Source organism: Streptomyces sp. NH27 (assembly GCF_056859195.1).
Genome location: NZ_JACEGK010000265.1, coordinates 1 through 10,590 on the forward strand (window position 1 = coordinate 1; position 10,590 = coordinate 10,590).

Below are 10,590 nucleotides of genomic sequence, written 5' to 3' on the forward strand. Positions count from 1 at the left end.
GTCGGGCTGCGGATCATGACGTACGCGTGGGCTGGCGGGCCGGCCGGTCGCCGGGGCCCTCGGTGTCAGTGGCAGCTGCCGCAGCAACTACCCGACGGCTGCTCCGGCGCGGCGGTGACCTCGTAGCCGGCCTCCTGAACGGCCGCGGTGATCGCGGCGCCGTCGAGGGCCGCGTCGCCGGTCACCGTCACCTGGCCGGCGGCGAGGTCGACGTCGACGGTGTCGATGCCGGGCACCTTGCCGACTTCCGCGGTGACGGATGCCACGCAGTGCGCGCAGGTCATGCCGGCGACGGTGTAGACGGCTGCGGGCTCGGACTTGGTTGCGGTCATGGGAAAGCCTCCTTGTTGTCGGTGGCCGCCGGCTCGTGGGCCGGCAGCCACGGTCAGTATACCCCCTAGGGGTATCGTCCAGACACCGAGCCCCCGCGCTCGACCCGCCTGGACTCGATACCCCTAGGGGGTATATAACGACCTCAAGGATACCCCCCTCCGGTATAGGAGTACCTGATGTCCACACCCGTCCCCGCTGCGCATCCGCGCCGCTGGACCGCGCTCGCCCTGATCGCCCTCGCGCAATTCATGGTCATCATGGACACGTCGATCATCGGCGTGGCCCTGCCCAAGATGCAGGTTGACCTGGGCTTCTCGCAGGAGAACCTGTCGTGGGTCTTCAACGCCTACGTCGTCGCCTTCGGCGGCCTGCTCCTGCTCGGCGGGCGCCTGGCCGACCTGTTCGGCGCCAAGCGGCTGTTCACCGCCGGCTGGATAGTCCTGGTCGCCGGTTCGCTGACCGCCGGACTCGCCGGCCAGGTCTGGGTCGAACTGACCGGCCGCGCCCTGCAAGGAGCCGGCGCCGCGCTCATCGCGCCGTCCGCCCTCACCCTGCTGATGACGCTCTTCGGCGCCAACCCGAAAGAGCTGACCAAGGCGTTCGCGCTGTACGGTGCCGCCGCCCCCGCCGGCGGCACCGCCGGTGTCTTCCTCGGCGGCGTCATCACCCAATACGCCTCCTGGCCCTGGGTGTTCTACGTCAACATTCCCATCGCCCTGCTCGTCCTCGCCCTGACCCCCGCGGTCATGCCCAGTGCCCCCGCCCGGCGCGGCTCCGTCGACCTGGCCGGCGCGCTCACCGTCACCGCGGGACTTGCCACCACCGTCTACGCCATCGTCCGCGCCCCCGAAGCCGGTTGGGGCTCGGCGCGGACCTGGCTGCTCCTCCTCGCGGGCGCGGCACTGATCGCCGCGTTCCTCGCCATCCAGTCCAAGCGCCGTGAACCGCTGATGCGCCCGGCCATCTGGCGAGCCCCCAACCTGGCCGGCGCCAACATCGCCCAACTGCTGATGGCCGCCGCGTGGATCCCGATGTGGTTCTTCCTCAACCTCTACCTGCAACAGGTCCTCGGGCTCGGCGCGTTCGCCTCCGGATCAGCCCTCTTGCCCATGACCGTCGCCACCATGATCATGATGGTCGTCCTCGCGCCGCGCCTCATCGCCCGGTTCGGCCCCAAGCCCCTCATCGTCACCGGTCTCCTCGCGCTGGCCGCCGGCATGCTCTGGCTGTCCTTCGCGCGCCCCGGTGGAACCTTCGCCGTCGACGTCCTGCCCGCATCGCTGCTCGCGGCGGTCGGCATGTCCCTGGCCTTCATCCCCTCCCTCGGCACCGCCCTGTCCAGCGCCCGCCCCGAGGAGGGCGGCCTCGCCTCCGGCATCGTCAACACCAGTTACCAGGTCGGCTCCGCACTCGGCCTCGCCGCGATGACCGCCGTCGCCGCCGCCCACGGAGCCAACCAGCTCGGCGACCCCACCGCCCTCTCCCACGGCTTCTCCGCCGCGTTCCTCGGAGCCGCCGCCCTCGCCGCCGCAGGCGCCCTCGCCTCGCTGCTCACCCTGCGCACCCGCGCCGCCGCACCCGACACGGAAGAGGTCCAGCACCCGGAAGGAGCCGGCGCACGCTGACCCGCCGGACCCGCGCCGTCAACACTCGGGCCCCCGTCCGCTGCTACGAGTACGAGCAGCCGGGGGCCCGTGGGGTGACATTAGTGTGCGGCACACAGTATCGTGTGACGCGTGGGCACCGATGAACTGATCCTCGGCCAGGCCCAGGAGCTGCGCCGCGGCACGGTCGTCCTGGCCTGCCTGGCGATCCTGGAGGAGCCGCAGTACGGCTACGCACTCCTGGAAACGCTCGGCGGCGCCGGGATCGCCGTCGACGGCAACACCCTCTACCCGCTGCTGCGCCGCCTGGAAAAACAGGGGTTGCTCATCAGCGAGTGGAACACCGACCAGTCCAGGCCGCGCAAGTTCTACCGGGCCAGCCCCGAGGGCGCCCGGGTCCGCACCGGGCTGCTGCGCGAATGGCAGGAACTCGGCGCCTCGATAGCACGACTGACCAAGGGGGACCGTTGACCAAGTTGCATGCGTCCGACACCGGCACGCTGACCGACCGTTACGTGGGGGAGGTCGTCCGGCGCATCCCGACCGACCAACGCGGCGACGTGGCCGACGAGTTGCGCGCCACGATCGCCGACACCGTCGAGGCCCGCGGCCCGGCCGAACCCGAGACCGTCGAGCGCGAGGTGCTCACTGAGATGGGCGACCCGATCCGGCTCGCCGCCCGGTACGCGGACCGGCCGCTCACCCTGATCGGGCCGAGGATCTACCCGACGTACGTACGCCTCCTCACGGTCCTGCTGTCCACCGTGCTGCCGGTGGTCGTCGCCATGAGCGCGGTGCTCGACATCACGGACGGCCAGGGGGTCGGCAAGGTGATCGGCGGGGCCGTCGGGGCGGCGCTGTCCGTCGGCGCCCAGCTGATCGCCTGGCCCACCGTGGTGTTCGCCCTGATCGAGCGGTCCGGCAAGCGGGTCGGCGGAGCCTGGACGCCCGACGACCTGCCCGACCGCCGCCCGGCGAAGGAGCGCGGCGCGGGGGCCTGCATCGGGATCGCGTGGCACTCACTGCTGATCGCCTTGATCGTCTGGCAGCACACCGCGCACCCGTACCGGACCGGCAACGGCACCCACCTCGACGTGCTCAGCCCGGGCCTGTGGTCGGGCTGGATCTGGCCGATCCTGGCCGGCCTCGTCGGCCTCGTGACGCTCGACGCGATCCAGGCGGTACGGATGCGGACGCGCTCACTGGTGATCTGGAGCGTCGCCGCCGAGACGGTCTTGACACTGTCGCTGGCGTCGGTCCTGCATCGGCACGAGTTCTTCAACCCGGCCTTCCTGTCCGACGTCAACGGCGGCTGGCAGGCCCCGGACACCTTCTACAACGCGGCGATGGTCGTAGTCCTGGCGGTGGGTGCGCACGAGGTGGTGACGCGGCTCCGCGGAATACGGGACTGAACCCCCGTTCGCCCGGCGGCACTCGGCGCGGACGGGATCGCCGGGGTCGCCGTGGCGCAGGGCGAGTCCGGGGCGGGCCCAGGCCCCCAACTCCGAGTGCCCGCCCCCGGGCGCCCTCACATCACGAGCGCACCCGCCGCCGCGAACTGCCTTCCGGCGGGGCCTGACTTGTGTTCTAACCTCCGGTCGCGGGCTGGGCGAGTAGTTGGGATACCCGTTGGGGCGAGACGCCGAGGATGTGGGCGATGTCCCGGCCGGTCATGTCCTGGCTCTTGAGGGCTGACGCTGTTCGTCGAAGCTCCGCCGCCGCTTGAAGTTGGGCCTTGTGAGCGTCAACGGTTGCCTGGGTTGAAGCCTTGACGCGTCGGTTGAGTTCGTCGCCGAGGTCGACCTTGAGTTGGACGCCGTGCTCAACCCCGGGTACGTCCGCGGCTTTCATGAGCGCACGTCCGCACCCGGCTGCCTCACTGAGGCGGCGAACGTAGGCGGCGGCGAGTCCATCCATTTCGAGCATCCACCCACCGTCGGCGCGATGAGCCACGATCTCGGGCAAATCCATACTCGGCACCTTCCTCGGGACGAGAGATGGACTCTAGTCCCCCTAGATGGATGAGTCTAGGGGGTCTAGACGGCAGGTGATCCGCCTGACGCGCCTCTGGTCCCCGGCTGAGAGTGCGGCTGCGCACCGGGGCGGCGGGCGAGACGGGTGGCATCGGGGACGGGGGCCGCCGGAGCCAGGGCCGGGGTCAACTCCCTTGTCGGGGAAGCCGCATCAGTGGCAGTGGTCCTGGCGGCCGAGGGTCTCCTCGGGGGTCGCGCCGGGACGGGTCCACTGCGGGACCGGGCGGCCGGTCGGGCCCCAGGTGGAGTTGCCGTCGACGTCCGAGCGCCAGTACCAGCACGCGTCGCGGCCCTCGGGCCAGCCGTCGGGGTTGTCCTCCCACGCCTCGCCGCGGCCGTAGGGCGTGATGTCGAGCAGGGCGAAGGAACCGATGACCCGCTCGTTGCCGCGGCCCGTCGTGGAGTAGGTGAGGAACACGCGGTCGCCGTCGCGCAGATAGCTGGTGAGGTAGCCCATCGCGCCGCCGGCCGGCCCCTCCACGTCGCGCACCGAGTACCAGGGCTGGGTGTAGCCCATGAACTCGACGAAGGGAGCCACCTCGTCCCAGGGACCCGTGGTCACGATGGCGAACGAGACCCCGCGGGCGTTGATGTAGACGGCGTCCTTCAAGTGCCAGGCGGCGGCGGTGCAACCCTCGCACTGGCCCTGGTGCGGCGCGCCGTCGTGCCACATGTGCTTGTAGACCACGAGCTCGTCGCGCCCCTGGAACAGGTCCAGGAACGGGACCGGGCCGTCGGGCCCGACCACATCGACGGTCCCGTCGAACTCCACCATCGGCAACCGGCGGCGGGCCGCGGCGATCGCGTCGCCCTCGTGGGTGTGGGCCTTCTCGCGGAGCAGCAGCTCGTCCCGGGCGGCCTGCCAGGTGGCCAGGTCCACGACGGGCGGGCGGGCCGAGTCAGTCGGCGGGGTGGTCGGGTCGTTCGGCGGGGTCGTCATGAGGTCCTCCGTGGATAGCTCGTGCCGGGCGGCGTCGTACGACGTGCTTCGACGGCCCGTCGTACGGCGCCGCTTCGGCGGTCACCACAGGAGACTCCCGACGCGGGCGAAACTCATCGGAGTCTCCGTAGCATCCGCCGCAGAAACAACGGATATTCGCCGATGACGATCAGCGCGGCTGCCGCCATCGATGCGGCCGACCCGGCGGCAACGGTCGCCTCGAACACACCTGTCGGCTTCCAACTCCCCCGGCGTTCCGGCGCCGTGACCGCAAGGTCCCGCGGCTCGGCGAGCTCGACGGTAGCGACCACCGGTGGGTGCGCGTCCGCGGTTGGCCTCAGTCCGTTGCACCGCCATGCCGTGCGAGCATCAGGTCCGGGAACCGGCGCTCGCTTGTCAGCCTTCGGCCGCCGACGATCCACAGGCAGACGGCGGCCATGGGGACAAGGGACAGCAGCATGGGGGTGACCGCGCCCATGCCCTGCCCCTCGTCGAGCACGTCACCGAGGATCAGGAAGAGGACCATGTTGTTCCCTGCGTGGGCCAGGCTCGCGACCCAGACGCTGCCACTGCGCTGGTACAGCCACATGAGCATGATTTCCTGGAGCTGGATCGACAGCGTCCACACCACCAGGCCGATCACCACGTTCGTGAATTCGATGTAGCCGATGAAGGCCAGTGGAAAGTGCCATACCGCCCAGATGAGGCCCGTGGCAATGACGGACGGCGCCGTACGGCCGCCGAAAAGGCGCGGCCTGAGATAGCTGGTCCAGCCGAATTCCTCGCCCGCGTAGACGGGGGTAAGGACCAGTGCCACAGCCATGAGGCCGAGGACGGACGCCAGTTCCTTCGTTCCGGGCATCCCTCCCGGGCCGGACAGGTCCGGGTCCCACAGGCCCGTCGCCGCGGCGAGAGCGAGGGTGGCCGCCGCGATGAGCGGCGGCCCCAGCAGGGCTATGGCGTAGTAGCGCCAGGCAACCTTGAGGCGGAGTTTCAGTCCGGCGTCGGCGAACCCCTCCTTCGTGATCCAGCGGCGGACGACCACTGCGGCGATGCCGGGCATACAGAAGCCGGGAAGTTGCAGTAGGGGGTTCAACGGGGACAGGCCGAGTACCGCTCGGGCGAACAGCAGCCACAGCCAGGTTCCGGCGAATGAGATGACGAGGAAGGCCGTCACGCCTTTGCGGGTGACGGGTTGCGAATGGTTGGAGGGCACGAACGTGTTCGCCTTTCGACTTCTGCAATTGTGGTGCAACGCATTGGGGTTTACGGTTCCCAACCCTCGCATTCGGCAGCAGGATGCGTATCACCATCAGGAGCGAATTACGGTTCCCCCGCTGTCGGGACGCGTTCTGGCTCTTTCGGGGGAGGCGACCGGGCGTGGCGCACAGGTACGGTCCGACCGTGCGTAAATCAATTCGCCCGCCTTCGCGCGGGACTGTGTTCCGGGACTGGATGTACGCGGCCCTGGGCGCGGCCATGAGCCTTCCGCCGCTGACGGCGGCGATGGTGTTCGCACCGCCGAGGTGGCCGGTGGGGCTCCGCGTGCTGGGCTTCGTGCTCGCGTTCGCCGTGGTGACCGTGACCATGGGCGCTTCTCTGACGGCCAGGCGCGCGAGCGTGCGGCTGGCCAACGGGCTGCTGGGGGCCGGTCTGCCCGCGCCGGTGGACACGACGGGGTGGCACCGGGTCAACCGGCTGCGCACGTCGCTGTGGTTGGTGCTGCACATGCTGCTCGGTGGGGCGGTGACGGCGGTCTCGTGCTTGGCCGCGTTTGGCGCGGTCGCGTTTCCTTCGGTCTGGCTGGGCGGTGAGGAGCGCATGGCCGTGTTCGGGCTGTCCCTGCGGATCGGGGAAGGCTGGCGGGGAGCGTGGGCGTTGCTGCCGGCGGTGGGATGTGTGGCGCTGGCGGTCGGGGTCGCGCTCGGCGGCGCGGCCGTGCTTCGGCCGCTCGCGCCGGTGTTCCTCGGCCACCGGTCTGGCGAGCGGCTGGCCGCCGTCGAGGAGCGGATGAATCTGCTGGCCCAACGGAACCGGCTGGCTCAGGAGTTGCACGACTCGATCGGCCACACCCTGACGGCGTCCACGATCCAGGCAGCCGTGGCGGTGGAGCTGATGGGCACCGACCCGGCCGGGGCCAGGCGCGCCCTGAACAGCATCGAGGAGACCTCTCGGGCCGCCATGGACGATCTCGACCATGTTCTCGGGATGCTGCGGGAGGAGCGGCCGTCCACAGTGCCCCGGCCGACCCTCGCGGACCTGGGCCCGCTGGTGGCGGGAGTCCGCGGAACGGGCACGGAGCTGGCCGTGGAGGTCCAAGGCGACCTGGCCCGGGTGCCGGCCACGGTATCGCGGGAGGCGTACCGGGTCGTCCAGGAGGGGCTGACCAATGCCCTGCGGCACGGTGGGAAGGCCGGGATCCGGCTGCGGACGACGGTGCGCGACGGATGGCTGGAGGTGGAGCTGACCAATCCGGTCGGTGCGGGGACACCTGCCCGACAGCGGCCCGGGGGCCATGGTGTGCGGGGTATCGGGGATCGGGTGCGGCTGCTTCGGGGGGAGACGCACGCCGGGGTCGTGGACACCAGCGGCAGCGACGACGGGGACGGGGACGCGGGGGGAGCGCTCTGGCGGCTCCTGGTCCGGATACCGCTAGGGTCGGCGTCATGAACGGCACCGACGCGCCGGGCCTGGACGCTCACCCGCCCGTGACCGTGCTCGTCGTGGACGACGACGAGCTGACCCGCACCGGCCTACGGACGCTGCTGTCGGCCAAGCCCGACCTGGACGTGGTGGGCGAGGCCGCCGACGGCGCCGAGGTGGTTGCCGCGGTGACCCGGCTGCGACCGGATGTGGTGCTGATGGATGTGCGCATGCCGAAGGTGGACGGGATCGATGCCACCCGGCGGCTGCGGACACTGCCCGACCCGCCGAAGGTCGTGGTGATCACCACCTTCGAGAACGACGAGTACGTATGGGACGCCCTGCGGGCGGGCGCCAGCGGCTTCATCCGCAAGCGGGCCCCGGCACAACAGATCGCGCACGCCATCCGGTTGGTGATGGCCGGTGACTCCGTGCTGTTCCCGGACGCGGTCCGCCGGATGGCCGCCGGCCGGCCCGTACGACGGGACGCCTCCGTGCTCGCCGCGCTCACCGGCCGCGAGACCGAGACGCTGCGGCTCATGGCGCGGGGGCTGTCCAACCAGGAGATCGCCGCCCGGCTGGTGGTGAGCTTGGAGACCGTGAAGACCCATGTGGGCAACGTGCTGGCCAAGCTGGGCGTCAACAACCGCACCCAGGCGGTCGTGTTGGCCTTCGAAACGGGGGTGGCCGACCCGGGGGCATGATCGGACCCGGATCAGCCCACCACGACGGCCGAGCCCCGACAGCCCGTCTCCCGACCAGAGCCCGACCAGAGCCCGTCCCGCATCCGCGGGTACTCCCCGCTTCCGCGAGCATGTGGTCGCCGAAGCGCGTCAGGTGGTGGCGACCAGCAGATCCTCGCCGCTCGACGGGCGAAGGCCGTCGGTCCGATCGGCGAAGTAGCGTCTCGCGAGCGCCGAACCCGGCACGTGTCGCACGTCCTTGAAGCCGATACCAGCGGCCAGTGCCAGCATCTCGCGCGGGGTGTAGAAGCTGATGAACGGCGTTCCGGCTGCTCGTGCCTGCGGCTTGGTCGCCTCAAGTGCGGGGCGATCGGCGTCGTCGAGGAGTTCGGTCGGCAGCATGAAGGTCAGCGCGAACGTCGAGCCGGGGGCGAGCCCGGCGAGCCGACGCAGGGTGGCCGCGGTGGCGTCCTTCGTGAGGTACATGCTGACGCCGGTGCAGGCGACGACCGCCGGCCGGCCGGGATCGAACCCGGCGTCGCACAGTTGCTGCCACCAGTCCCCGTCCGCCTCGAAGTCGACCGGCACCAGTCGCAGCCAGTCGGGGACCCCGTAGCCCAGCTCGATCAGGCGGCGGCGCTTCCATGCCTGCGTGCCTGGTTGGTCGATCTCGAAGACCCGCAGGTGGGCGGCGATTTCGGGCCTGCGCTGGGCAAAAGTGTCGAGTCCGGCCCCCAGGACGACGTACTGGGTGACGCCGCGCCCGGCCTGCTCGGCGACCAGGTCCTCGATGAATCGGGCGCGGGCCACGATGGCCGCCCGGAACCCGCGGGTGCCGTTCGGGTCCATGTCCGGGCGGCGCCGCCAGTCGTCGTCGGGGGCCGCCAGCCGCAGGCCGATCTCGTCCTCGATCACGTGGGGCGGCGGATCGACCTGCACGTGCAGCGCCCGCCAGAGGGCGGTGCGCACCGCGCTGCTGTCCGGTGCCCCGGTCCGTTCGTCGGCCATGGCGCTCCCTTTCGTCGCGGTCGGTTTCGTCGCGGTCAGTTCCCGGCCGGAGCCTGGAGGCTCCACAGTCGGCCGTCGGGGTCGCGGACGGTCATCTCCCTGGTGCCGAAGTGGGTGTCCTCGAACGGCGTGACCACCTCGACGGCGGGGTCGGGACGGAACGTGTCCGCGTCCGGCACCTTCAACACCATCTGGGCCTGGGGCTCCCGGTCCTCGGGGACCTCGGCGATGAACACGTAGGGACCGTCGCCGTTGCGGAGCCGACCGGAGTTGTGGTCGGTCGAGAACTCCAGCTCGTAGCCGAGTGCCTGGAAGAACTTCGCCGCCTTGCCCCAGTTGTGGGTCGTCAGGAACACGGCCTCGATGCCTTCGGTCGTCATATCAGCTCTCCTTCTCGGACGATTGCCGTCGCTGCTCATGGGTGTCGTCGAGGTAGGCGCGCAGGGCGTCCGCGACCAACGCCGAGAGGGACGAACCCGACTCGATGGCGTGATATTTGACCTGCTTGATGAGCCCGAGCGGCAGGTACACGTTGAACTGCTTGACCTCTTCGTCACTCACAGGAGCGATCCTAGCAAGCTAGCCACATCGCACCCGGCATCGCTCCACGGGTGCAGACGACCGCCACGAACCCGTCGGGTCCGGGCCGGATCGGGGTAAGGGGTGGCCATGAGGAAGCCGAAGTGGTGGCGGTCGCGGTACCGCCCCACGAGAGACGACGTCATATCCGTCATGGAGTCGCTGGAACTGCCCGCTTCACCCGCGGCCATCGCGGCGGCGATCGACACGGCCCGGGACCTGCCGGCCGAGCCGGGCTTCCCCCGGACATCGCTGTACGTCCTCGGAGAGATACTCAGGCAGTTGGCCGCGGAGGACTGGGCCATGTGCATGTCCGCCGAGCAGTGGTACGGCAGGCACGTGTACGTCGACGCGGCCGCCGACCGCAGCGGCCTGTGGTGGCCGACCCGCAAGTGGCGCCACGCCCGCGACTCCTACCGCAAACGGTCCTCGCCGGCCGTCGGCGGAGCCGGCCGCACCCGGGACCGCAGCGAGGTGTCCAAAGCGGTGGACCGCGTCATCGAGGCGAACCGCGCCCACTACGACGCCCACAAGAACGACTTCGGCCCGGGCGCGAGCTGAGTCCCTCAGTACTCGGGCCCCCGTCGTCGCGACAAGGCAGAACACCCGCTCAACTGCTGTGGGGTGAGGTCGAGTTGGGCGACGACCAGAAAGCGCGCGGGCCGCCAGGCGGTGAGCGTCAGGGATTCCATGACGTCATGCCCGCCGCGCGGAGGTGCGGACGCGGGTGTAGACGGTGAGGCGGTCGTCGACGACGGCTGCGATCG

The 10,590-nt window shown here is 70.5% G+C and carries 14 protein-coding genes; 6 read left to right on the plus strand and 8 right to left on the minus strand.

Annotation, left to right across the window (positions count from 1 at the left end; all coding sequences use genetic code 11):
• Window positions 1-65: 65 nt before the first annotated feature.
• On the minus strand, window positions 66-332 hold the full coding sequence (locus tag AC13HU_RS21415; protein ID WP_483043531.1) for a heavy-metal-associated domain-containing protein: 267 nt from the start codon (window positions 330-332) through the stop codon (window positions 66-68).
• A gap of 177 nt (window positions 333-509) precedes the next feature.
• On the opposite strand from AC13HU_RS21415, the gene AC13HU_RS21420 reads away from it, so the two are divergent.
• The 3 genes from AC13HU_RS21420 (at window position 510) to AC13HU_RS21430 (ending at window position 3,349) form a co-directional block, all read left to right on the plus strand.
• Window positions 510-1,958, plus strand: a complete 1,449-nt coding sequence (locus AC13HU_RS21420) for an MFS transporter (protein ID WP_483043532.1) — start codon at window positions 510-512, stop codon at window positions 1,956-1,958.
• A 111-nt stretch (window positions 1,959-2,069) separates the two neighbouring features.
• On the plus strand, window positions 2,070-2,408 hold the full coding sequence (locus AC13HU_RS21425; RefSeq protein ID WP_483043533.1) for a PadR family transcriptional regulator: 339 nt from the start codon (window positions 2,070-2,072) through the stop codon (window positions 2,406-2,408).
• Window positions 2,405-3,349: an HAAS signaling domain-containing protein gene (locus AC13HU_RS21430; RefSeq protein WP_483043534.1), complete on the plus strand. Its 945-nt coding sequence runs from the start codon at window positions 2,405-2,407 to the stop codon at window positions 3,347-3,349. Before AC13HU_RS21425 ends, AC13HU_RS21430 begins: the two co-directional genes overlap by 4 nt.
• Before the next feature lie 175 nt (window positions 3,350-3,524).
• Here AC13HU_RS21430 and AC13HU_RS21435 read toward each other — a convergent pair whose 3' ends face one another.
• The 3 genes from AC13HU_RS21435 to AC13HU_RS21445 form a co-directional block, all read right to left on the minus strand.
• On the minus strand, window positions 3,525-3,908 hold the full coding sequence (locus AC13HU_RS21435) for a hypothetical protein (RefSeq protein ID WP_483043535.1): 384 nt from the start codon (window positions 3,906-3,908) through the stop codon (window positions 3,525-3,527).
• Window positions 3,909-4,121: 213 nt separating this feature from the next.
• Window positions 4,122-4,910, minus strand: a complete 789-nt coding sequence (locus tag AC13HU_RS21440; protein ID WP_483043536.1) for a DUF899 family protein — start codon at window positions 4,908-4,910, stop codon at window positions 4,122-4,124.
• 337 nt (window positions 4,911-5,247) lie between these two features.
• The gene (locus tag AC13HU_RS21445) at window positions 5,248-6,189 is read right to left on the minus strand and encodes a CPBP family intramembrane glutamic endopeptidase (RefSeq protein WP_483043537.1); all 942 of its coding nucleotides are present in this window, start codon (window positions 6,187-6,189) and stop codon (window positions 5,248-5,250) included.
• A 200-nt stretch (window positions 6,190-6,389) separates the two neighbouring features.
• On the opposite strand from AC13HU_RS21445, the gene AC13HU_RS21450 reads away from it, so the two are divergent.
• Together AC13HU_RS21450 and AC13HU_RS21455 are read left to right on the plus strand one after the other, a co-directional pair.
• On the plus strand, window positions 6,390-7,580 hold the full coding sequence (locus AC13HU_RS21450) for a sensor histidine kinase (RefSeq protein ID WP_483043538.1): 1,191 nt from the start codon (window positions 6,390-6,392) through the stop codon (window positions 7,578-7,580).
• On the plus strand, window positions 7,577-8,257 hold the full coding sequence (locus tag AC13HU_RS21455; RefSeq protein WP_483043539.1) for a response regulator transcription factor: 681 nt from the start codon (window positions 7,577-7,579) through the stop codon (window positions 8,255-8,257). Before AC13HU_RS21450 ends, AC13HU_RS21455 begins: the two co-directional genes overlap by 4 nt.
• Window positions 8,258-8,386: 129 nt before the next feature.
• Here the strand turns inward: AC13HU_RS21455 and AC13HU_RS21460 are convergent, their stop codons facing one another.
• The 3 genes from AC13HU_RS21460 to AC13HU_RS21470 are packed head-to-tail and all read right to left on the minus strand — an operon-like array spanning window position 8,387 to window position 9,805.
• Window positions 8,387-9,244 carry a class I SAM-dependent methyltransferase gene (locus AC13HU_RS21460; RefSeq protein ID WP_483043540.1) on the minus strand — a complete coding sequence of 286 codons (858 nt, stop codon included), beginning with the start codon at window positions 9,242-9,244 and terminating at the stop codon, window positions 8,387-8,389.
• A gap of 35 nt (window positions 9,245-9,279) precedes the next feature.
• The gene (locus AC13HU_RS21465) at window positions 9,280-9,624 is read right to left on the minus strand and encodes a VOC family protein (protein WP_483043541.1); all 345 of its coding nucleotides are present in this window, start codon (window positions 9,622-9,624) and stop codon (window positions 9,280-9,282) included.
• Between the two features lies 1 nt (window position 9,625).
• Window positions 9,626-9,805 (minus strand): CopG family transcriptional regulator, encoded by a 180-nt coding sequence (locus tag AC13HU_RS21470; RefSeq protein ID WP_483043542.1) that lies wholly within the window; start codon window positions 9,803-9,805, stop codon window positions 9,626-9,628.
• A 108-nt stretch (window positions 9,806-9,913) separates the two neighbouring features.
• Between AC13HU_RS21470 and AC13HU_RS21475 the strand changes: the two genes are divergently transcribed.
• The gene (locus tag AC13HU_RS21475; RefSeq protein ID WP_483043543.1) at window positions 9,914-10,384 is read left to right on the plus strand and encodes a hypothetical protein; all 471 of its coding nucleotides are present in this window, start codon (window positions 9,914-9,916) and stop codon (window positions 10,382-10,384) included.
• A 5-nt stretch (window positions 10,385-10,389) separates the two neighbouring features.
• On the opposite strand, the gene AC13HU_RS21480 is transcribed toward AC13HU_RS21475, so the two are convergent.
• A partial coding sequence (locus AC13HU_RS21480) for a hypothetical protein (RefSeq protein ID WP_483043544.1) occupies window positions 10,390-10,590 on the minus strand: 201 nt, incomplete at its 5' end.

Coding starts and splice junctions, on each gene's coding strand:
- AC13HU_RS21415 (WP_483043531.1), bottom strand. CDS start 332: ATGACCGCAACCAAGTCCGAGCCCGCAGCCGTCTACACCGTCGCCGGC.
- AC13HU_RS21420 (WP_483043532.1), top strand. CDS start 510: ATGTCCACACCCGTCCCCGCTGCGCATCCGCGCCGCTGGACCGCGCTC.
- AC13HU_RS21435 (WP_483043535.1), bottom strand. CDS start 3,908: ATGGATTTGCCCGAGATCGTGGCTCATCGCGCCGACGGTGGGTGGATG.
- AC13HU_RS21440 (WP_483043536.1), bottom strand. CDS start 4,910: ATGACGACCCCGCCGAACGACCCGACCACCCCGCCGACTGACTCGGCC.
- AC13HU_RS21450 (WP_483043538.1), top strand. CDS start 6,390: ATGAGCCTTCCGCCGCTGACGGCGGCGATGGTGTTCGCACCGCCGAGG.
- AC13HU_RS21455 (WP_483043539.1), top strand. CDS start 7,577: ATGAACGGCACCGACGCGCCGGGCCTGGACGCTCACCCGCCCGTGACC.
- AC13HU_RS21460 (WP_483043540.1), bottom strand. CDS start 9,244: ATGGCCGACGAACGGACCGGGGCACCGGACAGCAGCGCGGTGCGCACC.
- AC13HU_RS21465 (WP_483043541.1), bottom strand. CDS start 9,624: ATGACGACCGAAGGCATCGAGGCCGTGTTCCTGACGACCCACAACTGG.
- AC13HU_RS21475 (WP_483043543.1), top strand. CDS start 9,914: ATGAGGAAGCCGAAGTGGTGGCGGTCGCGGTACCGCCCCACGAGAGAC.